Annotated in this window: 22 protein-coding genes; 16 read left to right on the top strand and 6 right to left on the bottom strand. The window is 41.7% G+C overall.

Translation table 11 applies throughout. The features are described from left to right. Positions 1-355 precede the first annotated feature (355 nt). Both AC1DQW_RS19705 and AC1DQW_RS19700 read left to right on the top strand, forming a co-directional pair. Complete coding sequence (locus tag AC1DQW_RS19705) at positions 356-1,183, top strand: sterol desaturase family protein (RefSeq protein WP_477455635.1); 828 nt, start codon at positions 356-358, stop codon at positions 1,181-1,183. Positions 1,184-1,351: 168 nt separating this feature from the next. Further along, positions 1,352-2,254 carry a hypothetical protein gene (locus AC1DQW_RS19700; protein ID WP_477455634.1) on the top strand — a complete coding sequence of 301 codons (903 nt, stop codon included), beginning with the start codon at positions 1,352-1,354 and terminating at the stop codon, positions 2,252-2,254. 171 nt (positions 2,255-2,425) lie between these two features. Here the strand turns inward: AC1DQW_RS19700 and AC1DQW_RS19695 are convergent, their stop codons facing one another. Together AC1DQW_RS19695 and AC1DQW_RS19690 are read right to left on the bottom strand one after the other, a co-directional pair. Continuing rightward, positions 2,426-4,654 carry a putative Ig domain-containing protein gene (locus AC1DQW_RS19695; RefSeq protein ID WP_477455633.1) on the bottom strand — a complete coding sequence of 743 codons (2,229 nt, stop codon included), beginning with the start codon at positions 4,652-4,654 and terminating at the stop codon, positions 2,426-2,428. A 328-nt stretch (positions 4,655-4,982) separates the two neighbouring features. Next, positions 4,983-6,995 carry a glycoside hydrolase family 127 protein gene (locus AC1DQW_RS19690; RefSeq protein WP_477455632.1) on the bottom strand — a complete coding sequence of 671 codons (2,013 nt, stop codon included), beginning with the start codon at positions 6,993-6,995 and terminating at the stop codon, positions 4,983-4,985. Positions 6,996-7,468: 473 nt separating this feature from the next. Between AC1DQW_RS19690 and AC1DQW_RS19685 the strand changes: the two genes are divergently transcribed. After that, the gene (locus AC1DQW_RS19685) at positions 7,469-7,906 is read left to right on the top strand and encodes a hypothetical protein (RefSeq protein WP_477455631.1); all 438 of its coding nucleotides are present in this window, start codon (positions 7,469-7,471) and stop codon (positions 7,904-7,906) included. Between the two features lie 409 nt (positions 7,907-8,315). Further along, the gene (locus tag AC1DQW_RS19680; protein WP_477455630.1) at positions 8,316-8,669 is read left to right on the top strand and encodes a hypothetical protein; all 354 of its coding nucleotides are present in this window, start codon (positions 8,316-8,318) and stop codon (positions 8,667-8,669) included. A gap of 329 nt (positions 8,670-8,998) precedes the next feature. On the opposite strand, the gene AC1DQW_RS19675 is transcribed toward AC1DQW_RS19680, so the two are convergent. After that, complete coding sequence (locus tag AC1DQW_RS19675) at positions 8,999-9,271, bottom strand: DUF1905 domain-containing protein (protein ID WP_477455629.1); 273 nt, start codon at positions 9,269-9,271, stop codon at positions 8,999-9,001. Between the two features lie 111 nt (positions 9,272-9,382). Here AC1DQW_RS19675 and AC1DQW_RS19670 point away from each other — a divergent pair, with 111 nt between their 5' ends. Beyond that, on the top strand, positions 9,383-10,003 hold the full coding sequence (locus AC1DQW_RS19670; protein ID WP_477455628.1) for an L-threonylcarbamoyladenylate synthase: 621 nt from the start codon (positions 9,383-9,385) through the stop codon (positions 10,001-10,003). A 135-nt stretch (positions 10,004-10,138) separates the two neighbouring features. After that, positions 10,139-10,309: a transposase gene (locus AC1DQW_RS19665; RefSeq protein WP_477455627.1), complete on the top strand. Its 171-nt coding sequence runs from the start codon at positions 10,139-10,141 to the stop codon at positions 10,307-10,309. Between the two features lie 731 nt (positions 10,310-11,040). Here AC1DQW_RS19665 and AC1DQW_RS19660 read toward each other — a convergent pair. Next, on the bottom strand, positions 11,041-13,257 hold the full coding sequence (locus AC1DQW_RS19660; RefSeq protein ID WP_477455626.1) for a transferrin receptor-like dimerization domain-containing protein: 2,217 nt from the start codon (positions 13,255-13,257) through the stop codon (positions 11,041-11,043). 199 nt (positions 13,258-13,456) lie between these two features. Between AC1DQW_RS19660 and AC1DQW_RS19655 the strand changes: the two genes are divergently transcribed. The 3 genes from AC1DQW_RS19655 (at position 13,457) to AC1DQW_RS19645 (ending at position 16,801) form a co-directional block, all read left to right on the top strand. After that, on the top strand, positions 13,457-15,754 hold the full coding sequence (locus AC1DQW_RS19655; protein ID WP_477455625.1) for an ATP-dependent helicase: 2,298 nt from the start codon (positions 13,457-13,459) through the stop codon (positions 15,752-15,754). 141 nt (positions 15,755-15,895) lie between these two features. Then, complete coding sequence (locus AC1DQW_RS19650) at positions 15,896-16,264, top strand: helix-turn-helix domain-containing protein (RefSeq protein ID WP_477455624.1); 369 nt, start codon at positions 15,896-15,898, stop codon at positions 16,262-16,264. A 234-nt stretch (positions 16,265-16,498) separates the two neighbouring features. Continuing rightward, positions 16,499-16,801 (top strand): hypothetical protein, encoded by a 303-nt coding sequence (locus tag AC1DQW_RS19645; protein ID WP_477407688.1) that lies wholly within the window; start codon positions 16,499-16,501, stop codon positions 16,799-16,801. 293 nt (positions 16,802-17,094) lie between these two features. Here AC1DQW_RS19645 and AC1DQW_RS19640 read toward each other — a convergent pair whose 3' ends face one another. Continuing rightward, entirely contained in the window at positions 17,095-18,534 is a 1,440-nt protein-coding gene (locus AC1DQW_RS19640) for a tetratricopeptide repeat protein (protein WP_477455623.1), read from the bottom strand. Positions 18,535-19,078: 544 nt separating this feature from the next. Here AC1DQW_RS19640 and AC1DQW_RS19635 point away from each other — a divergent pair. The 7 genes from AC1DQW_RS19635 (at position 19,079) to AC1DQW_RS19605 (ending at position 23,235) form a co-directional block, all read left to right on the top strand. Further along, positions 19,079-19,234 carry a hypothetical protein gene (locus tag AC1DQW_RS19635; protein ID WP_477455622.1) on the top strand — a complete coding sequence of 52 codons (156 nt, stop codon included), beginning with the start codon at positions 19,079-19,081 and terminating at the stop codon, positions 19,232-19,234. A 70-nt stretch (positions 19,235-19,304) separates the two neighbouring features. Further along, complete coding sequence (locus tag AC1DQW_RS19630) at positions 19,305-19,448, top strand: hypothetical protein (protein ID WP_477455621.1); 144 nt, start codon at positions 19,305-19,307, stop codon at positions 19,446-19,448. 45 nt (positions 19,449-19,493) lie between these two features. After that, positions 19,494-19,649 carry a hypothetical protein gene (locus AC1DQW_RS19625; RefSeq protein ID WP_477407695.1) on the top strand — a complete coding sequence of 52 codons (156 nt, stop codon included), beginning with the start codon at positions 19,494-19,496 and terminating at the stop codon, positions 19,647-19,649. Positions 19,650-19,713: 64 nt separating this feature from the next. After that, positions 19,714-20,844, top strand: a complete 1,131-nt coding sequence (locus AC1DQW_RS19620) for a hypothetical protein (protein ID WP_477455620.1) — start codon at positions 19,714-19,716, stop codon at positions 20,842-20,844. Positions 20,845-20,895: 51 nt separating this feature from the next. Continuing rightward, positions 20,896-21,066, top strand: coding sequence for a hypothetical protein (locus AC1DQW_RS19615; protein WP_477408050.1), 171 nt, complete (start codon positions 20,896-20,898; stop codon positions 21,064-21,066). Between the two features lie 303 nt (positions 21,067-21,369). Beyond that, entirely contained in the window at positions 21,370-21,774 is a 405-nt protein-coding gene (locus AC1DQW_RS19610; RefSeq protein ID WP_477455619.1) for a VOC family protein, read from the top strand. A 90-nt stretch (positions 21,775-21,864) separates the two neighbouring features. After that, positions 21,865-23,235, top strand: a complete 1,371-nt coding sequence (locus AC1DQW_RS19605; RefSeq protein WP_477455618.1) for a dipeptidase — start codon at positions 21,865-21,867, stop codon at positions 23,233-23,235. 272 nt (positions 23,236-23,507) lie between these two features. Here the strand turns inward: AC1DQW_RS19605 and AC1DQW_RS19600 are convergent, their stop codons facing one another. Further along, entirely contained in the window at positions 23,508-24,191 is a 684-nt protein-coding gene (locus tag AC1DQW_RS19600) for a heme exporter protein CcmB (protein ID WP_477405362.1), read from the bottom strand. Between the last annotated feature and the right edge of the window lie 30 nt (positions 24,192-24,221).

Raw genomic sequence — 24,221 nt, 5'->3', positions numbered from 1 at the left:
GTCAACGAGTTCTTTGTAGATAAAATTGAAATCTATTAACTCGTTGATCTTCCGAAGAAGATTGTCTTTGGGAACGATCAAGTCATATAATCCCGAAAACACGCTGAATTGGATTTGTTGTTGTTGAGCTAACATCTAAAAGCCGTTCTAATTCGACTTTAAGATAATGAAAAAGGAGTAGAAAAACCAAGCTTCTCTACTCCTTTTATCCTCTAATTTTTAAAGGACTTTTTCAGTGCCCTCTTCTCCAGGGCCCTTTTTTTGTCCGCAAAAATGAACGAATGATGAAGGAATTAACATAGACTTTAAATAGCGATAACATATTTATTACTTTTAAGGCCCTATTAATTTAACTATGCACAAACTGAGCTTATTTTTTTCTCAACATGAAGATTTGTCGCAGGTACTCTTGTATGCCGGTGTAATAACAGGCCTGTGGTTTGCCGAAATGCTGGTATCGCATGATGGAATCAAAACCAAATGGCAGCATTCATCAGTCAATACTTTATTTATTTTTACGGCTTTACCCATACAGCTATTATTAACAACGTTTGTTGTTTTAATATCAGGTTGGGTAACCGCCCGCCATTGGGGGCTTATTAATTTACTACCTTTTCATGCAAATCATTGGGTTTACTATATAGCGCTATTTATGATGCTCGATCTGTGCGAATACATTTATCATGTTACCATGCACAAGGCAGAACCGCTATGGAAATTTCACCTGGTACATCACAGCGATCTTAAGGTAGATGTATCAACAACAATAAGGGAACATCCCTGCGAAACCTGTATCCGCACCTGCTTTTTAATGCTTTGGGTATTTATTTGCGGCCCGGCTATAGGGGTTTTAATTTTAAGGCAAACCTTCCAGTCTTTCTCCAACATCATTGCACATACCGAGTTCAGGCTATCACCAGAGTTAAATAAATTTGTGGGGCTTATATTTATCACACCCAATTTGCACCATGTACACCATCACTACCAATTACCTTATACCGATTGTAATTATGGCGATGTATTAAGCATATGGGATAGGATATTTGGCACTTATGCCAATTTAGAAAGAGAAGATACCGTTTTTGGCATTGACACCCACATGGACGAAACTATGAACGGAACATTTTTAAATGTATTAAAGATCCCTTTCCAAAAGTTCGATCATCCGCAAAAACAGCGATGATCATTAAACAAGTATGCACTAAATACAACTTTTGTTTAACAACCGTCAAATTAACGTGCTCAAATTCTTATTGGCAGCATTATTGCGCGTACACATAAAAATACGATATATTTAATGTAATTTTCATAATAATATGATTTATTTGCGTTATTATTCTTAACGATTTTGATGAGCAGAAGAAAAAAATTAAAAATACTGATGCCCCTGATCATGCTGCTTTTTTTAGGGTCGTATGCCCGGCACCGTTTGCTTGATAAAAACAATATCAGTGGAACGCTTAACAGTAAGCAAATGGACGAAATATCCGGTATTGCTGCTTCATCTATAAATCCGGATACTTATTATGTACATAATGACAGTGGTGATACCAGCCGCTTTTTTTCTATAGACTCCAAAGGAAAACTAAAAACTACTATTTATTTTAACGGTGATAAAAAAAACCGTTTTGGAGTGCAGGATTGCGAGGATATTGCCGTAGGACCAGGTCCGAAGAAAGGAAAAAGCTATGTTTACCTGGGTGATATAGGTGATAATAATAATTGGAGGAAATACATTACTGTTTACCGTTTCCAGGAAAACACATCATGGACTGCTGATACCACAACCTTTGCTATACCCGTGGCCATCCATTTAAGATACCCCGACGGGCCGAAAGACGCGGAGACTTTAATGGTAGACCCGGTTGAAAAGCTAATATATATAGTCACCAAGCGTGGCGATTCCGTTGGTGTTTACACGTCGCCGTTAAAGTTCACTGCAAATGATACACTTACGCTGACTAAAAGGGCAACGTTATTTTTCGCCGGCTTTAAACCTTTTAAATGGATCACGGCGGGTGATATCTCCAAAGACGGGCAACAGATACTATTAAAAAGCTACGAAAAAGTTTATTACTGGCGCCGGCAGCCCAATGAACATGCCTGGGATGCCATGGTAAAAAAACCAGGGGAATTACCTTATATAGCCGAAAAGCAAGGCGAGGCCATAGGTTTTACGCCCGACGGCAAAGGCTATTATACTACAAGCGAGGGTGTATTTTCGCCTGTTTATTATTACGATAGCCCGTGGTAGGTTTTTCTCAAGGACTCTGAAGGGGCATGGCATTTTAAAAATTTTGTCATCCTGGAACGCAGTGAAGGATCCATTCGCAGACGGTACAGGGCGAAGGAGCATGGCGAATAATAGATACTTCACTGCGTTCAGCATGACAAAAAGTTTTTATTGCAAAAAAGTCCTCAATTCCTATTTCTCAACCCTTAGCAACAACACGCCATGTGGGGCAACTTTAGCACTTAAGGTATTGCCGGTGCTAATAATATATTTTTGCTGCCAGGCATCCCTGAATTTGGTATAGCCGCTTATTGCCGGGTCACTTTTATCAAGGCTGATGGTTTGGTATGTATCAGATGTATTAAACAAACCGATGGCTTTGCCGCCATCTTTCAGCTCTTTTACCCATACCTGGTAATCATCTTTTTTAACGTACTGGCTGGCCCCTTTACCCAAAGCGTCCTGGTCAATAGCCAGTACTTCATCATTGGTAAGCAGGCTTAGCGTAAAGCTATCCAGGTGGCCCATATCGCAACCAATCAGCAATGGTGATGCCAGCAGGCTCCAAAGGCTGATGTGGGTATACTGCTCATCAAATGTAAGGCGCGTGTTGTGCAGGCTTGGCCCCCATCCTACTTTACCTACTACCAGCATATCCGGATCATTAAAATGACCTGGCTGGGCGTGCAGCGCCGCCGGTCCCTGGTTAAAACCTATATTTGACATACTTTGCCATGTATCCTGTATATCGCCGGTTGTACGCCAGCTGTTGCCGTTAACTTCTGCACCCCATTCCCATACATTGCCCCAGCCGTATTGGCAAAGGCTATACATAATATCGCGGTTTGTTTTGCCCAATGAAGCCTGCATTACCTGGTAAGGTTTTTTCAATCCGGCTAAATCCGGCTTTGGAACAATGTCTGAATAGGAGCACCAGTCGTATTTTAAATAATCAATTCCCCAGTCTGCATAAGTTTGCGCGTCCTGGTCTTCATGTTGCCAGCTTCCTAAATAACCGCCGCAGGTGCGCGGGCCGGGCGATGAATAGATGCCCATGCGTAAACCCAGGCTATGTACATACCCGGTAAGCCCCTTCATATCCGGGAACTTGCTGTTGGTAACAATTTTGCCGTCTGCAGCCCTTTGCTCCGCTTCCCAGCCATCATCTATGTTAATATAAGCCCAGCCATGCGCACTTAATTTATCTATCATTGCTTTGGCCGAGATCCGTACTTTTTCATCGTTTACGCTTAAACCCCAGGCGTTCCAGCTGTTCCATCCAAGGGCAGGGGTTAAACCTATGTTATCGCCAATACTAATGGTAAAATTTTTGGTTTTAGCACCCGAAGTATTACTTACAGTAAAAGTTACCGGGTAATCTCCTTTTTGGGCTACAGAACCGGTAATAACCCCGGTTGCAGCATCAAGCTTTAAGCCTGCAGGCAGGCCGCCTGCCTTATAAGTTAAAGGCCTTTTACCTGTAGCCGGTATCAGGTACAGGAACGGGTGCCCGGGCCGCGCGCCAAATACATCGGCACCATTAATTTTTACTTTGGCCGATGGATAAGGGGTAAGGATATAAGGAGTAGTCTCGGTTTGTACAATTGTTTTACCCGATTTTGTATCTGTAAAGGAATACGTTATGGTATATGATTTTTTAGCTAAGCGGGCAATAGAAAACGAATAGGTAAAAGGTTTACCCTTAGTAAATGCTGCATCGTTGATTTTTTCGTACAATGCGCTATTGGTTTCCGGATCGGTTACCTTGAATGCCAGCTTACCACTATATTGATACACATTTGTAGTAAGCAGCTTAATACTTTTACTAAGGCTGTTTTTATCGCCGTACTCAAAATCGGCATCTGTATTAACCGATACATGATCCATCACATCGGCCATAGTTATACTAAAAACACTGCCTTGTCCGCTGCCGTACATACCGCCGTCGCCGCCGGTATCAAATATGCGTATAGCCAGCACATTTTCTTTATCCCATAAAATAGCCGGATTATTTGCAGCTATAGTATATGAACGGCCTCCGTAATGCCCATCTTTTATAGTACCGCTGTAGCCGCCGTATTTGGCTATCAGCTTACCATTAAGGTATACTTCATCGTTATCATCAATAGTACCCAGGTTTAACCGAAGGCTGTCTTTTAGGAATGATTTTTCTTTTAATGATGATAGAATAACCACTTTGGTGCGGTACCAGCCAAAACCATCATAATTAGGGTGTCCCTGGCGTTCCCAGTTGTCGTTAAGGTTAGCATTCTGCCAATGTTGATCATTATAAGTTGGAGATGACCATTGCACCGAATCGCCAACGGCAAGTTTCCAGCCTTTGCTCAGGGAAGTCTCCTGTGCTGATACACCTGAGCAGATGGCTACAAGGAATAACATTGTAAAGATATTTCTTATCATAATTAATTGATTAATGATACAATCAAAAGCTACCTTAAACTAAGGATGGCTTATAATTGACTCAGAACGGTTTACCGGATTGTTTATACTTTTTAAAGGTATAAAGATTTCAATAGAATAGAAATGTATGCGTAACATTTATTAAACTAAAAATCCCAACCGGGCTTCATGTTGAAGTTTTGATTGGGATAGATAATTGATTAAATAAAATGTCATTCTGAACGCAGTGAAGAATCTATTCGCAGCCTATACAGGGCGATGAAGCATGGCGGCGGGCAGATCCTTCACTGCGTTCAGGATGACAAAAAGATGTTTAGACGACCAGGCTCTACTTACTCAGCAAATCAACAAACTTTACCTGCTCGGGAAACCATACTGTCATCTCGCCTTTACCACGATTTGCCCATGAATAATATGGGATAGCTGTTAAAGTGCTGTTGCCGGTACTTACATTTTGATTGGCTTCATCTACATTAACACTTTTTACTTCGGCCTTTAAAGTCATAACGCCATTTAGCAAATCAGCATTATATGATGGCGTAAAAACAACATTCTTAGCTACAATGAAACTGCTGGGTTTGTTTGTGTTATCTTTCCACTCGGCACAATACATGATAGGGCCGCGCTGAATGGCAACCTTACCATTGTCATCAGCTAATTTCTCGTTGGCAACTACACGCTGCACATCCATAGGCAGAGTAAGCTCAACCTTATCATTCTTTTTCCATTTTTTGCTGATCACGGCGTAACCATGCTCCATTTGGTAATCAACAGCTTTGCCATTCACTTTGATCTCAATTTTTTGTGCCGACGACTTTTCGTAGCTGTACAGGTCGGATGGGATAGCTTTGTCCTGCGCCCAACCCGGGATCCGGATCTTAAGATTCATATCCATGGCCGAGGCCGGATCGATATTAAATACCAGGCCGCCATCCCATGGGTAATTATTTTGCTGGGTTATTTTAAGCGCCTTATCACTTACCTTTAAATTTGCCGAGCCGCTGATGAACAGGTTTACATAAACATCCTTGCCATTTTGCGCGTACATATAGCCTGGGATAGATGGAATAAGACGTACAATATTGGTTGGACAGCACGAGCAGGTAAACCAGCCTGAGCGGGAGCGCTCAATATCGGGATGCGTAAAACTATCACGAATCTGCATGGCATTGGTATAAAAGAATGATTTACCATCAAGCCCAACGCCTGATATCAATCCATTATACAAGGTTTTTTCCAGCAGGTCGATATATTTTGAATCACCGTGCAATAAAAACATCCGCTGGTTCCAGAATACATTGCCTATGGCCGCGCAGGTTTCGTTATAAGCAGTGGTGTTTGGCAATTCGTAATTACCGCCAAAGCGTTCGCCATCACCCACAGCGCCAATACTGCCCTGTACGTATATTTTTTTGCTCACCATGTTATCCCAGATCTTATCAATGGCAGCTATATATGCTTTATCACCTGTTAACGCTGCAACATCCGTCATGCCCGAGTACAGGTACATGGCCCGTACGGCATGGCCTTCGGCTTCTTCCTGGTTGGTAACCGGTGTATCATCCTGCCAGTAAACGCCGTTGTCGAATGGATTTTTGCTTTTTTTGTTGTATTCCTTGTGACCGCGGGCATCTATAAAAAATTTAGCCAGGTCAAGATATTCCTTTTTACCGCTGATGCGGTACAGGCGTACCAGGCCCATTTCTACAATTTCGTGCCCCGGCGCTACGGTCCTTTTACCCGGACCAAACGTGCGCACCAGCAAATCGGCATTTTTTAGCGCGATGTTCAAAAAGTTGCGTTTGCCTGTAGCCATATAATGCGCGGCGGCGGCTTCAAACATGTGGCCGCAGTTATACAGCTCATGGCTCATGTTCTGCTCATTAACCCAGCGCTCGGGTCCTGCCCAGGCCTGTGGATGTATAGGGTCGATAGTACGGGCGGTGTACAGGTAGCCATCGGGCTCCTGGGCCTTGCCTACTATGGTAATAAGCGAATCGAGGTAATGATCTAACTGTTTATCGGGATGAACAGCCAGCGAGTATGAGGCGCCCTCAACTGTTTTATAAATATCGGTATCATCAAAAGGATAGGTGGTACAAAACTTACCCGAGTGGGCAGCCGCCATCTGGAAATTTTTAACCCTGCCGGTACTTTCGCAACGTGCAAAAGATGCCGGGATAGTTGCCGTACGATTGGTTTCAATACGCGAGGTCCAGAAATGGTCACTAAGCTTTACGCTGGTAAACGGAACCGGTTGTATGGGGTAATCCTGCTGTTTTTGCGCAAATGCCGAAAAGCTGCAGCATACAGCTATTAATAAACTGATCTTCTTGTTCATAACAGATTTTTAATAATTGGTAATAACGGTAGTTAAAGGTAATACATTTCAAATGTACATTAATTGTTCTTTTCACACTAATTAATTTTAGCAAATAATAACAGAAAATTAGCCGGTTTGGATTGAAGGTTCGTGAGATTTTTCAATTCCTTCCAAACGGCTATAGGATTTACACATTTTTTAGTTGGGGAAATTAAAAATTGGACCAAAAAATATGTCATCGAAAGGAGGAACGAGTGATAAATCTTATGTAACAGGCAATCACTAAGCGCTATCGTATAGAATTATTTCTATCTCTTCCGAACACCCAATACAAGCTGCGTATTACTCCAATAGACCCATTCTCATGATGTTAAAATAAACACAAATAAATTATTCAATTGATAATCAATAATATATAATTTATATAGTACTTTGTATTGCATAATACTATATAAAACAATTATCTTTATTTAAAACTCAATAATCAACAAATGAAAACAGCATTCGACTTAAAAAAAACGCTTATCATCATCTTTTTGATGGTAGCCGGTACCACCGCAGGATTTGCACAGTGCGACCAAACCGTAACCTTAACATCATCAAAAACAAATCAGTTTGATGACCAGGGCCACATTGACAGCAGGGATGAACACACGGTTATTACCATTTCCAAAACAGAAATAACCATTGTTCCGGGTGGTGATGATCATAAGATGTCGGGACCAATCAGCTCAAAAACCTGCGACTGGAAAACGCCTTTTAAAGAAGGTAAAACAGTTATTAAAGCAAAACTTAGTGATGATAATGGCGACCACGAAAAAAACGCCACAATAACTATTACGGGTGTAGCAGGCAAAGTTACGCTTACATTTGAAGCAGAGGAAAAGCCGGGAAGAAAGATCCAGGTGATAGCCGATAAATTTGAGTAGGCTTATACCTTTCACAACTTAGAAGTGCATTTAAATACATATTGAAAATCAACAACTTTCAAACACATCATTACGAGCGCACGCGGCAACCGCGACTGCACGGTGGTACTCTATATTGCATGCGATTGCTTCGTGCCTACCTATGGCAAGTTGTAGAACCCAAGACTTACGAAGTAGAAACTTCGTAAGTCTTTCGCCGATTTGTCATTCCCTCCTTCAGAGTTTTCGAATTTCACTACTAATGGCTTTGATATACTTATTGGATTCGCAATAGGTTTATCTCAACCTATCATAAAAATTTGATCCCCCTTCCATTTCTTCACCAATAAAATTGAAGCAAAACTTAACCTGTTGTTTATGATAAATTTTAATGCGGAACCTACTTTTACCGGCAGAAGAAACAATACTCATGAAAAGAAAATTTTTAACAACTGCATTGTTATCATGCTGCTTTTTAGCCTGTTTTGCTGCCATTGCCGATTTCTCGGGCAAGTGGGCGGGTATCCTTACAACCGAGAATGGTGATAAATATCCCCTAATTTATGATTTTAAAATTGACGGTGATAAATTAACCGGATCCGCACAAACCCCTAAAGGCGAACTCCCTATTGATGACGGTAAAGTAAACGGCGATAAATTCACTTTCACCGTAACATTAGGCGACCTGGAGATCCCTCATAGCGGTAAGTTTTATGGAGATTCTATTGGGGTTGACATAGCAGCTAATGGAGCAAAGGCCCATACAACACTGAAGAGGAAGTAGAAGGAGCCCCACCCAACCCTCCCCGGAAGGGAGGGCTTTAAGAAACCCGAAGAGCAAAAAGTCTCCCCTACCGGGGGGAGATTTAGAAGGGGCCTATTGCTTCGTTCCTGCCAATTACGTGTTTGCAAAAAAGCCTTTTGTCATGCTGAACGGAGTGAAGCATCTACCTCCGCCATGCCTCTTCGCCCTGTATAGCCTGCGAATAGATCCTTCACTCCGTTCAGGATGACAAACGTTTAAAAACCTCATGCCCCTTTAAGAATTTCGCGAAAATTTACTACTGGTGACGGTGGTATGTGTGTTTCAAGAACGTATAAAACATTATTGAGCTATCCCAATAACTGTTCTTCCAATCGAACGGTAACGCTATCCCCCTCCCCTTTCTTAATCACTTTGCGGATCCCGGCTTTTATAGGCAGCATATGCGTTCCATTACCTATGGCCATAAACGAACTACGGAATTGCTGCCCGTCAACAGTTCCTTTAACTTTTACAAGTCCACGTGTTTTGAAAAACTCAACAGATTCGGGCCATACTACATAAGTCCAGCCACCTTTACCCGGGCTTTTTTGCAATACCGCGGTAAATTGAATGTTTAACATGGTTAAATGATAGTTTAAAATTGGTTATTCTAAAAATATGGTGTTTATGACACTTAATACCTATATCACAACGTTTTTTAAACCACTTAGCGGTATATTTGTTTATCTATTATGCTTATTAAAATATATCCCGAAAACCCGAACCCGAAAGCTATAGAACAGGTTGTTGAAGTATTGCGCAAAGGCGGATTAATCATCTATCCAACTGATACTATTTATGGCCTCGGTTGCGATATTACCAACCACAAAGCTATCGAAGCTATTTGCAGGATCAGGAATATCAAACCCGAAAAGGCAAATTTTTCCTTTATCTGTTACGACCTGAGCCATATATCCGACTATATAAAGCCGATTGATAACACCACCTTCAGGGTGCTTAAAAAAGCTTTGCCCGGGCCGTTCACTTTTATATTTAACGCCAGCCACAAAGTGCCAAAGCTATTAAGCTCCAATAAAAAAACGGTTGGGATCAGGGTGCCCGATAATGATATTGCCCGCGAAATTGTACGTGTTTTGGGTAACCCGATACTTTCAACCTCCATCCGCGATGATGACGATATTATAGAATACTCTACCGACCCCGAGCTGATCTACGAAAAATACCAGGACCTGGTTGATATAGTAATCGACGGCGGCTATGGCGATAACGTAGCCTCCACAGTGGTTGACTGCACAGCCGGCGACTTTGAGGTGATACGTGAAGGCAAAGGGGATTTGGAGTTGTATTTGTAAGCTACAATAATTAAAATATACTTAAGAAGCTGTTTAAAAACAGATAGAAGAAAAGTGTATGTGTTAAGTGGATAAAAGGCCATCGCTTTATGGCTGAATAAATACTAATTGAGAATAACCACAAACGCAATTAGTATGACAAATTATCTAAGCAATTTAAGCGATAGCCAATGGCAAGTTATGTCAAAATATTTCGATTCACAACGCAGCCGGAGATATGAATTACGGGAGATTGTAAACGCGATCTTATATTTAGCAAAGAAGGGGTATCAGTGGCGGATGCTTCCGAAAGATTTCGCGCCATGACAACTGGTATATTATTACTTCAATACATGGAAAAAGCAAGAGGTTTTTGAGTTAATTCAGGAAAGCCTTGTTTCAAACTGAGCCTTGGTATCAGCTATCTTTTTCAGACTACCGTCATCTGTGGCCAACCGTTATATAAATCCGTTATTGGCTAATAAAAACATATCGCCCATTTTGGAGATGAGTAGTATCGGTTAATATCGGGTGGTAACCAATGCCAACTATGTATCAGATCGCTATAGTCAATGTATGAAATATTGATAGTAAGATCGTCTAAGAGTAGATTCATGTTTTATTGTTAATCCCCAACCATCAAGAAACCATCTTTAGAAACATTAAATTTCGACAACAACCCTTGCCGTATAAGTTTTCCGTTTTTATCCCATATGTCACCTAAACTAGTTTTGATGAGAGACAATAGTAATTCAATATGATCCCGGTGGAGCTTAAGGTCTTCAATAAATATTTATACAAAGGCCGGTAGCTTTTTTAAACGTTGATAATTCTGCTATCTCGTCAAGTTCATTTTCTTCTATCTGAAATAGTAGGTGTTGCTTACGCAATATCTGTTAAGTGATAACAATCTAAGGGCATGATCTACAGATTTAAACGACACTTCAGTTCATATTATCTAATTAAAATAGCGAAATAAAATCAACACTGCTACTGTATGGCCATTTTATTCACAACGTAAAAATATTCATAAAGATGACTGTAATAACTAAACTTTCCTACTTCACTCCCATCGCCAAATATCCCGCCAACGCATTGATCCTCCCGGCCACAACCTCTATCTGCTGCTTAGCCTCATCCCAGCTACGTTGCTCAATAGCTTCGCGGATACCAGGAAGGGTTTTAACACCGTAACCTGTGTAAAAGCCTGGCGCGTATATGGTATGCCTGTACCAGCCTCGGCGTGGCAGACCGTCAACAGTAAGCAATTGCTGCTCGGCCTGGTAAAGGAGTTTGTTTAGTTTATCGTGGTCGCCATCTTTAAGTACGGCGGTGGCCCAATAGGTGGCAAGCTTATCCGCGCTTTTCTTTAATGAATCCAGCGCGCCGGTTAATGGTTTAAAATCTATTTGTGGCACTTCGCTTTTAGCTGCAGGGGCCTTGTACACACGGGTTGGGTCGGCAGCGAGGGTGTAGTTATTGGCTTTTATTAGCTGGTTATCTATTTTAGTGGCTTCGCGGGTATCGTCTACCAGCTTGGTAAGTTCGGTAGCATATTTGCTGATGGTAGTCTGCAGGCTGCGGAAATCAAAGGGCAGCACATCGGCATCGGCCATCCGCAAAACCGAGTGACCAGCAGTTTGCGACAAGGCCACGCCATAAGCAAAATCAGGATCTTTAAAGCGTTTGTAATCATCAAACGAATCATAAATAGAATGGTATTCGCCACCGCCGTCTTCGCCGCCAAAACCAAAATCAAGCGTAGGGATACCCAAATGTTGCAGAAACGACGAAAAATCAGATCCGGAACCCAACGCTTCCAGCTTCTCGCCCTTTCGTTCCAGGATCTCCTTTTTATCACTGGTTGATTTGGCGTTAACCAGTTCCATGGCCTTTTTACGATCGAACACACTTACTTTGGTTTGCGGGTCGGTTATGCCCCGGGTTACCTCGTCAATAAAACTTTCTAAAGCCTGTGAACCGCCGGCACCTAAAAATCCACGGCCATTACTGTCCGAGTTGATGTAAACCACGGCCTTTTGCTGTAATTCTTTATCATGATCTTCTGCAAACTCGGTAGAGCCCAACAGACCGGGTTCTTCTCCATCCCATGAGCAGTAAATAATACTCCGTTTTGGTTTCCAGCCCGTTTTTAGCAGGTCGCCAAGGGCTTTTGCTTCTTCAATCATAGCTGCTTGTCCGCTTATCGGGTCATTGGCGCCATTTACCCAGGCATCGTGGTGGTTGCCGCGCATCACCCATTCATTGGGGTAGGTGGAACCCTTAATTTTGGCTATCACATCATAGGCTGGTACCATATCCCAGTTAAATTCCATTTTAAGGTGCACCAGGGCCTTTCCGCCACCAATATGGTAAGTTATAGGCAACGAACCGGCCCAGCCAGCCGGCACCACCGGGCCATCAAGCGCAGCCAGCAGTGGTTGCGCATCATGATAGCTTACAGGCAAAACAGGTATTTTCAATATCGTGGTGGCATCTTTCCTATCAAGCCGCTTGGCATCTTTGGTAGCGCCCACACCCGGTGTAAGCGGATCGCCGGGATAGATCACCATATCCATTACCGAACCGCGCTGTACACCAAACTCATTTTTGTAAGCACCCTTAGGGTACACATCCCCCGCAGAGTAACCATCATCAGCAGGATCTGAATAAATGATACAGCCTATAGCTCCATGCTCATAGGCTACCTTGGGTTTTATACCCCGCCACGAGCGGCCATATTTAGCTATTACTATTTTACCTTTCACGTCAATACCCATAGCGGCCAGCTTTTCGTAATCATCTGGTAGGCCATAGTTAACAAATACCAGCTGGCCGTTTACGTCCCCATCGGCGCTCCAGGCATTATAGGTAGGCAGCTGATTGGGCTGGCCCGATGTGGCATCCTCCGTTAGCGCAGGCTCCTTAAGCAAAGCCGTGAAACTTGTTGGCCCTGTAAGCTCCAGCACCCTTGTTTTAGGCGTGGGGAATAATACCGTGTAAGTTTCAATATGCGCATCAAGCCCGTAACTTTTATACATGGCCAATATTTTATCGGCAACAGCCTTGCTGCCCGGCGAACCTACATTATGCGGAAACGCCGAAAGGGTTTTAATGGTTTCGCCTATGCGTTGGGCGCTCAGGGCTTCGTCAAAGGTTTTTTCGGCAGCTATTTGTTTAGCCGACGATGCCGGTGTAAAGCCGATTAATGTTTTTTGCTGCGCGAAAGTTGCTGTTGATATTGCTAATAAGCCAAGGGTAAGGATTTTCTTCATGACAAATGTTATAGTGATGTGTGTAAGATAGTAAATTTTGGCATGGGTGATATTTGATGGAATGTAAAAATGATGATGGGTTATTTCTTCCCTTTTATTAACATAGACGCTCAAATCAAATTTCTAAAATCCGAAATCTCAATTCCCAATTCTCCAAAATAACCTTAATTTCGCTTTTTCAAGAAAAGAGGAAAAGATTTTGGATTATTTACAGGGCTTAAACCCCGAACAAAGGGCAGCGGTAGAACAAACCGAAGGGCCGGTGATGATCATCGCCGGTGCCGGATCGGGCAAAACAAGGGTTATTACCTACAGGGTGGCCCACCTTATTCGTAAGGGTGTGGATTCATTTAACATACTGGTTTTAACATTTACCAACAAAGCCGCCCGCGAAATGCGCGAACGTATTACCCACGTGGTTGGCGGTGAAGCTAAAAACATCTGGATGGGTACCTTCCACTCGGTTTTTGCCAAGTTACTGCGTGTGGAAGCCGAAAAAATTGGCTACCCCAGCAACTTTACCATTTACGATACCGATGATAGCAAGAGCGTACTAAGGGCAATTATAAAAGAATTGAACCTGGATGATAAGCTATACAATGTGAATTTTGTACTTAACCGCATATCGGCCTCAAAAAATAACCTGATATCGTTTAGGGAATATAATAAAAATGAGCAGATCCAGGCCGACGATATGTCGACAGGACGTGGACAGCTGGGTAAAATTTACGAGATGTATGCCACCCGCTGCTACCGTGCCGGCGCTATGGATTTTGATGATTTGCTTTACAAAACCAACGAGCTGCTTAAACTACACCCCGATGTACTGAACAAATACCAGCACAAGTTTAAATACCTGATGGTGGATGAGTACCAGGATACCAACTTTTCGCAATACCTTATTGTAAAAAAACTGGCGGCCGTTAACGAGAATTTATGTGTTGTAGGTGATGATGCTCAAAGTATCTACGCCTTCCGTGGGGCCAATATCCAAAACATTCTCAACTTTGAAAAGGATTACCCGGATTTGAAAGTATTTAAGCTGGAGCAGAACTACCGGTCGACACAAAACATTGTGAATGTGGCCAACAGCATCATCAGCAATAATAAAGAGCAGCTTAAAAAGAACGTTTTCAGCGAGAAGGAAGCGGGTGATAAAATAAAGATAATGCGCGCCTTCAGCGACAACGAAGAAGGCAAAATGGTGGCCGAAGCCATTATGCAGGACAGGAGCCTGAAGGGTAAAAAATGGCATGATTTTGCTATCCTGTACCGTACCAACGCCCAGTCGCGCTCTATGGAGGAGGCCCTGCGTAAGCTGGGTATCCCTTATAAAATTTATGGTGGTTTGTCTTTTTACCAGCGTAAAGAGATTAAAGATCTGATAGGCTACTTTCGCCTTACATTTAACCCTAATGATGAGGAAGCGCTGAAACGCATCATCAATTACCCTAAAAGGGGAATTGGCGATACCACGGTTGACAAGATCATTGTAAGCGCCGATCATCATAAGGTTACCCCATGGGAGGTAATAGTTGATCCGGTTCAATATTTTGATGGTAAACCGTCTCCGTCTCTCAGCAACTTTGCCACCATGATCCAAAGTTTCCAGGTGCTGTCAAAAACAAAGTCGGCCTATGAATCGGCATTGTATATTGCCCAGCATTCGGGCTTACTAAAAGATCTTTACGAGGATAAATCGGTAGAAGGATTAAACCGCTACGAAAACATACAGGAGTTGCTTAATGGGATTAAGGAGTTTAGCGAGCGTGAAGACATTGAAGAAAAAGGCCTGGATATATTTATGCAGGATATTGCTTTGCTTACCAACGATGATAAAGACAAAAACCAGGATGCCGATACGGTATCACTCATGACCATTCACTCCAGCAAAGGATTGGAGTTTTCGCAGGTACATGTTGTAGGTTTGGAAGAGAACCTGTTTCCATCGCAGATGTCACTCAACTCGCGCAGCGACCTGGAAGAAGAACGCCGCCTGTTTTACGTAGCTGTTACCCGTGCAGAAAGTAAGCTCACTATAAGCTATGCTACTTCACGCTTTAAATTTGGCACACTCATCAGCTGCGAGCCAAGCCGCTTCCTGGATGAGATAGATGCTAAATACCTTGAACTTGATTACAGCGCCAAAACAACTACTACCAGTAACAACCCATTTTTTGATGATGACCGTAAGGCATGGAGCGGTGGTAAACAAGCAGATGCTTTCTCAAAACCAAAACCGGCAACATCCGCGCCTGTAAAAACCACATCTATACTTGCAAAGGCGCATGTGGTATCGGCAAATTTTAAACCATCTGATACATCAAACCTGCAGGTAGGTATGGAAGTTGAGCACGAGCGCTTTGGATTTGGTAAGGTACTTAGCTTAGAGGGGCACAAACCTGATATTAAGGCTACCATATTTTTTAAAGAAATAGGCCAAAAGCAACTGCTACTTAAATTTGCTAAATTGTATATAATCAACAATATGAACTAATAGTTAATCCACATTTCGTGGAACAGATTCCCCGTTTTTACTTAAAATATGTCAAAATGAGTCGCATTTAAAGCTAATTTAACGATGGCATAACGTTTGGATGTACTGTATTAATTAATTTACAATTAAGTAGAATCCAAAATGAGCGACATTAGTAAAAAACAAACCAACAAATTTGTTGGTAAAAACATCAGAACCTTGCGTCATCAGCATGGCTGGAGCCAGGAAGATGTGGCAAACCGCTTAGGTATTTCTATCCCTGCATTTTCAAAAATTGAAACCGGTGTAACGGATATCAACCTATCGCGATTGGAGCAAATCGCAAATATTTTTGAACTCAACGTAGTGAACCTGCTTGCACTCGATGCCGGGGAAATTGACCTTACTCCGTCAAACTTGAGTGTTGCTCAAAAGAAACTGGTTGACCGCGAAAGCGAGATTGCAAATCTGCAGCGTAAAGTGATTTTACTTTATGAGGAACTGCGCAATAAAAGTGCTATAGCTGTGTAGGTTTACAAATGTGTGTTGTAAACCTTACACATACAGGTTCATAATACACTAATTACTACACTTTTAGTAAATTATATCAGTTATATTTATTAAATATTGATTAACAATATTTAATAAAAGGAAACATTTGTAAAAATTTAAAAGTAGTAAGAACTTTATAATTTAATACTGCTTTTATTTAAATTTTTGGAGTAAAAATTGTTGCATGATTTTCATCCAGAAAAACATGTACTTATGCCAAATTACCTGATATCCATTTCAAAAAACGAGGCTTTGATGGATGGTACAATTCACGATCCACACAGCAAGCTTAAAGTTAAAGCCTTTGATATGCTGAAATCAAAGTTTAAACCCTGCAAAGGCGAAGTAAGATTTTTTGTTACCGCCGGCGATGAAGCCATTGCCTTTGAAACCCAGGGCTACAAAAAACACCGACAGCTGCTTATTTTACAGATGATATCATGGTACTGCATTTACCTGGGTCTTTGCGAGGCCCAAATACACTCCTCTTTCCCTGTACCGTTTAATATGAATTAGTTTTGGGAGAAAGGACTTTCAGACGAAGGACTTTCGGACAATGGATTTTTGGAGTAAGGATTTTTGGACAAAAGATAAAAGATAAAAAAAACGGCTGGTGAATACCGGCCGTTTTCGTTTTAGGCATCCTATGCTAAAAGCATTCAAAGTATGCCGGCTTATCATCTTCATTGGACTCTGTAGTGTCCGAAACCACCATTTTGTGCTGCATCCGAAAGTCCTTTATCCTTTGTCCGAAAGTCCTTCGTCCAAAAGTCCTTTATCCTTTGTCCAAAAATCCTTATTCCAAAAAACTACGTAGTAGTAGTCCGCGATGGGTTATGCAGCATATCGCTCATATCAATGATTTTTTCGTCGATCTCCGATACACATTTGTCCATCATCGAAATACACTCCTCCTGATCTACCAGGCCTTCTTTTTCGAGGTTAATAAGGCCGCGCAGGGTGGCTATAGGGCCCCTTATCTGGTGCGACAGGTAGGATGAATGTTCGGATAGCTTCCTGTTCTTGATCTGAAGATCTTTGGTACGCTCGTCAATGATCTCTTCCAGGTGGTGATTAATACGGTCGAGGTTGTCCTTTTGCCGGGATACTTCTCCGTTAAGTAAAGTAAGCTGTACATTGGTTTTAGCCTTGCGCTTAACGTTGCCTACCAATAGTCCTATTACAACCAATAAAAGACCGGCAACTATAGTTACGGCCCAAAACTTGGTACGGTCATATGCCTGCCGTTCTGCCACGCGCTCGTTTTCCTTTATCTGCTCTTCCTGTTTGCGGGTAGCTTCTATCAGTTTCATTTGCACCGAGGTATTGGTTTTGAAAGTTGCGCTATCTACCCGGTAAATCTCGCGTAAATAAAACAGGGCCTCGTTATAATTTTTGCGGTTATAAGCCAATTCATAATTGGTGTGCTTGTAATCATATTCAAGCTTGGGATCATTAATCAACTGCGTGTATGCAACCCCCTCTTTAACTACCTTTTCTGCCTCATCAAACCTTTTCTGGTTCATGTATAATGAAGCCAGCGTTAAATCAATACTTGCTATCGGCTCATTTAAATCAAGGTGTTTGGCGGCGCTGTTGGCCTCAAGCAGCATTGCCAAAGCTTTATCATACTCCCCTAACTTAAAGTAAACCACCCCTGTATTCTGCACGCATTGAACCAGGTTTACAGAATCCTTTAGCGTAATGAACATAGCTTTGCTTTGACCATAATATTTTAAAGCCTGCGTATAACTGTTTCTGCGGGTATAAACGTTACCTATGTTTAAATTGAGCGATGCTACTAAACCTACATTATTAATCTTATTGGCAATGGCCAGCGATTTAAAAAAATAATCAAGCGAGCGGTTGGTATCATGGTCGCGGTAAATATTACCCATGTTATTGTACACTTTTGCCTCGCCGCCTAAATTATTGGCCCTGGTAAAAAAAACCACCGCATTTAAATAACTGCTGAATGCCTTTTCGGGCTGATCCATATAAAACATAGCCAAACCCGAAACCCGGTAAGCCTCGGCAATACCGTTGTTATAGTTCATTTTACGAGCCAGATCCATTGCCCGGGTAGCATCGGTAAGCGTTTGCTGAGGTTGGGTTAAGCGGTTGTCATAAGCTTGTTTATTAATGCGTATAACTTCGCTTGTATCTGCTGTAATCGCCTCATCTAAATCCTTCGCGTATATAGTAAATACTGTGAAAAAGAATAAAAGAAAAGTAAGGGCTTTTTTCATTAAAACACTTTTACGTGATATTGAATGGGAAAGTTATAAATTATACTGAAATATACATAAAAACAACATTAAAAAGATTGTTGAAAATTATTTCATATTTAGTAATTAAAAAACTAAAAAACATATATATATTTGTCTTATTAATTAATTGATATTCAGTTAATTAATTACATATCATTGTGCATTTTATAATATTTTGGGGCATAAAAACATGTTTCAGGCTACGATTTAAGTAGTGAAAATATTAAACTGTATTATATGTTACCAATACACTACCTGATAATGAAAATAATTAAAAAGTATAACAATGTTTTTTAATTAACAATTGGATATAGTGTTTAAAATTAACAATTTATTTTATAATAACGCAAAAAAACATAATAAAACTGTAAGGTATTTCCGGCAGTTTTTGAACAAAAAAGAAAGTAAATTATAATCTAAAAAAGCTTTTACATACCGGTAAAAATACCGGAAAGTATTATTTGGCACATATGGTTAATTATTACTTAATAAAATAGAATACTAATATAAAATATTAATATATATGAAAAAATTCATTCTCTTAGCGTTGCTTGTATCGGGCACGGGAGTTTTATCATCAACGGTCTTGGTATCGCCCCAAAAAGCAGATCAGCCAATGGCCACCAACATTATAATAAACAACAATGGGTTTAAAAAAGATCTGGGCGTTGCCGACTAATATCTTTATTAAGGCGTAGCAAGCATTCAAAATCAAGACAATCCGGTATTCAAAATATTATTTAACGATCATGAAAAAGTTAATCACAATCACCTTAGCAGTTTTATTCACAGGCGCCATCTCATCATGCAAAAAAGAAAGCGTGGTTCCTGAAACCGCCACACTGCACTCTTTTGCCACCAATGTCAAAAAAGACCTGGGTACAGCTGATTGATCTTAAACATGATTTATATAAAACATTTAAAAAATTAAAAACGACATGAAAAAATTTATCATCGTAACCATTGTAAGCTTAAGTGTAGCTACTGGTATTTTATCATCACAAACCACAACAAAACAAACTGTAAAACCAGAAGTGGCAACGCTTACTTCATCAACATCTGGATTTAGAAAAGATTTAGGCCAGGCCGACTAATTACCAAACATCAACCATTTATTAACAAAATATTTATACCACCACCCTACAATATACAACAATCATGAAAAAGTCATCAATCATAGCAATATTAGCATTAAGCACTTTCCTTACATCATTTACTTCTGATACAAAAACTGATCAAAATACGGCTTTCACCGGTGGTCCGAAAAAAGATCTAGGAACTGCAGATTTCGCTTTCACAGGCGGTCCGAAAAAAGACTTAGGTACTGCTGATTTCGCTTTCACAGGTGGTCCGAAAAAAGATTTAGGTACTGCTGATTTCGCTTTCACTGGTGGTCCGAAAAAAGACTTAGGTACTGCTGACTTCGCTTTCACCGGCGGTCCGAAAAAAGATTTAGGTACTGCTGACTTCGCTTTCACTGGCGGTCCGAAAAAAGACTTGGGCACTGCTGACTTTGCCTTCACTGGCGGTCCGAAAAAAGACTTAGGCACTGCTGATTTCGCCTTCACTGGTGGTCCGAAAAAAGATTTAGGTACTGCTGACTTCGCTTTCACTGGTGGTCCGAAAAAAGACTTGGGTACTGCTGATTTCGCTTTCACCGGCGGTCCGAAAAAAGATTTAGGTACTGCTGACTTTGCTTTCACTGGCGGTCCGAAAAAAGACTTAGGTACTGCTGACTTTGCTTTCACTGGCGGTCCGAAAAAAGATTTAGGTACTGCTGATTTCGCTTTCACAGGTGGTCCGAAAAAAGATTTAGGTACTGCAGACTTTGCTTTCACTGGCGGTCCGAAAAAAGACTTAGGTACTGCTGACTTCGCTTTCACTGGTGGTCCGAAAAAAGATTTAGGTACTGCTGACTTCGCTTTCACTGGTGGCCCGAAAAAAGATTTAGGTACTGCTGACTTCGCTTTCACTGGCGGTCCGAAAAAAGACTTAGGTACTGCTGACTTTGCTTTCACTGGTGGCCCGAAAAAAGATTTAGGTACTGCTGACTTTGCTTTCACCGGTGGTCCGAAAAAAGACTTAGGTACTGCTGACTTTGCTTTCACTGGTGGCCCGAAAAAAGATTTAGGTACTGCTGACTTTGCTTTCACTGGTGGCCCGAAAAAAGATTTAGGCACTGCTGACTTTGCTTTCACTGGTGGCCCGAAAAAAGATTTAGGCACTGCTGATTTCGCTTTCACCGGCGGGCCGAAAAAAGACTTGGGTACTGCCGATTTCGCAGCATAATCAAATTATCTGCTGCCAACAATTTCAACAAAGTACTAACGCAATAACATCATGAAAAAGATCATCATCGCAATAGTCATCATATTAACTTCGGGCATAACTGCTTATTCATTAAGCACTAAAGAAAATACCAATACAAACTCAAAGGTAAAAACCGAAGCCGAGTCATTTACGGCCAAAGCGGGCCACGGCCCCAAAGCTGACCTTGGCACAGCCGATTAATTTTTAGCATATAGTAACCTGCGGGTTGATGTGTTCTTCAACCTTTTACGGACACGGGTGCGCTATCCAAGCGTTAACACCTTTCTCTCTTAACAGCCGGCAAATAAATCAAGCTCCCCCCTTGGTTTATACGTTGTTACCTTTCATGATAGAAAAATAAAACAAGCCCGCCTTTAGGGCGTTGTTTACCTATTTGAAAATTTTGCCGGTTGGCATCGTGATATCTTTAATAGCTGCGCTCATACTTAAAAAAATCGAAACCAATTAACGTAAACGCATAGATCTAAACATAATTGATTAAATATGAAAAAAGTAACGGGCCTGGGAGGCGTATTTTTTAAATGCGATGACCCAAAAGGTATGAACGAATGGTACGCCAAAAACCTTGGATTGCCTGCCAGTGAATACGGAACTACATTTGAGTGGAAGCAAGCCGATGATCCGTCGAAAACAGGATCCACATCCTGGTGCACGTTTCCGCAGGATACCAAATATTTCAATCCCTCGACTAAGCCATTTATGATTAACTACCGGGTGGAAAATATCGCTGCGCTGGTAGATGAACTAAAAAAGGACAACGTGACCATTATTGATGAGATTGCAGAATACGACTATGGCAAATTCGTCCATGTGCTCGATCCGGAAGGGAACGTTATTGAGCTTTGGGAACCAAAAGATGATTTGGATCAGGATAACGTGGCAGGATAGACCATCGTTCACCTGTCGAATATAATGATGAATTTGAACCTGGAGTGTTAAATCAATAAACATCAATATATTTGCCGCAAACTTGATAATATGCAGCACATAAAGCAATATGTTGATGAGCACAGGCAACGATTACTCGACGAATTATTTGCCCTATTGCGTTTCCCATCGGTTAGCGCCGATCCTAAATACAAAAACGATGTATTAAATACTGCCGACTATGTTGCGCAAAAACTACGCGATGCCGGTGCCGATAATGTGGAGATATGCCAAACAGCAGGCTACCCTATAGTTTATGGCGAAAAAATAATTGACGCCGGCAAACCTACCGTGTTGGTTTACGGTCACTACGATGTGCAGCCTGCAGATCCGCTGGAACTATGGAAAACTCCCCCCTTTGAACCTACCATTCGCGATGGCAAAATTTATGCCCGTGGCGCTTGTGATGATAAGGGCCAGTTTTACATGCATGTAAAGGCATTTGAACTGATGATGCAAACCGATACCCTGCCTTGCAATATCAAATTCATGATTGAAGGAGAGGAAGAAGTTGGCTCATCTAACCTTGAAATTTTTGTAAAAGCAAATAAAGAAAAGCTAAAGGCCGATGTGGTGCTGATATCTGATACATCGATGATCAGTATGGAGCATCCATCCTTAGAAACCGGCTTACGTGGTTTATCATACCTTGAGGTTGAAGTAACCGGCCCCAACAGGGATCTGCACTCGGGCGTTTATGGCGGCGCTGTGGCCAACCCCATCACCATTTTATCAAAAATGATAGCCTCTCTTCATGATGAAAACAACCACATCACCATCCCTGGTTTTTATGATAGCGTAATTGAGCTTACATCTGCCGAACGTACCGCCCTTAACAATGCGCCATACGATGAAGCAGCATACAAAACCGACCTTGATGTGGCCGAACTTTGGGGCGAAAAAGGATATACCACCTTTGAACGCACCGGTACGCGTCCTACTCTTGAGGTTAACGGTATATGGGGTGGCTACATTGGCGAAGGCGCCAAAACAGTATTGCCATCAAAGGCCCATGCCAAAATCTCGATGCGCCTGGTGCCTAATCAAACATCAGATGCCATAACCGAACTATTTACCAAACATTTCCTAAGCATAGCGCCAGCCAACGTGAAGGTAAAAGTAACCCCGCACCACAGCGGCGAACCGGCGGTAACACCAACCGACAGCGTTGCTTACCGCGCGGCCCAAAAAGCCATTACCGAATCGTTTGGTAAAGAGCCAATCCCCACCCGCGGCGGGGGCAGTATCCCTATTGTTGCCCTGTTTGAGGCTGAGCTTGGCCTTAAAACTGTATTGATGGGTTTTGGCCTGGATAGCGATGCCCTGCACTCGCCCAATGAAAAGTATGACATTTTCAACTACTATAAAGGAATTGAAACAATACCGTTGTTTCATAAGTATTTTGCGGAGCTGAGCAAGTAGTTGGCTTTGGATAAAATTTTTTTATAGGCTGTTTAAATTTAATCCAATAATATTTTTATAGGTCCGAGAAACACATATCCAACCGTCATTGCGAGGTACGAAGCAATCCCCGAATTACAGAGTAACAGTGCAAATCCGATCTGTATTTTGGGGATTGCCTCTTCGTAAAACTACTAAAGTTATTTCACGCAAAGACGCCAGGACGCAAAAAAAATAAGCAAGTTGCTTTGCGTCTGTATGTCTTTGCGTGTAAGCCACCTGCTTTCAGCAGTTTAATCGCGCCACAAATAAGGAAAAAGCAATAATGCAGTTGCTATCACGATGGCGTTTATGGCAAATAAAACACCCATGTTACCATAGCTAAAACTCCTGTCGACCCCATCCATAGCGCTTTTGCTTAACCGGATAAGGATAAGTATTACAGGTATAATAACCGGGAAGCTTAGTATGGCCATCAAGGTTCCGTTATTGCCCGCCTTTGAAGCAATGGCCGATATCATGGTAAACACCGTAGAAAAGCTGATACTCCCTATAAAAACAGCAAGGAAGTAAAATAAAGGATCGCCAAGGGGCTTCACAAAAAATATTTTATATACCAGCAATGCGAGGAAGCTGATCAGCGACATCAGCAGGATGTTGTAAATAGTTTTTGACAAGATGATAGCCTGCGGACTGGCGATGGAGTAATAATACAGCAGTCGGTTCTTGCTTTCCTGCATAAAGCTTTTGGCAATGGCGTTAACCGATGCAAATAACATAATGATCCAGAAAAGCACGTTCCATACCAGCGGATAGCTGCTGCTGCCGCTGAAACCCGGCGACAGGTTAAAGGAGATGTAACAAACAAATACGGTTGATACAACGTAGAGCAAAATCCCGTTAAAAGCATATTTTGAACGCCATTCCAGCAAAATTTCCTTTTTGAGCAGATGAATGGTTTCGTTAACAAGCTTCATGCGGCAAAGGTAATAATTTGATGTTAGTGA

The organism is Mucilaginibacter sp. P5_A4, from assembly GCF_056400605.1.
Note: the sequence above shows the minus strand (reverse complement) of the source record. Positions and strands in the feature narration are given on the sequence as shown.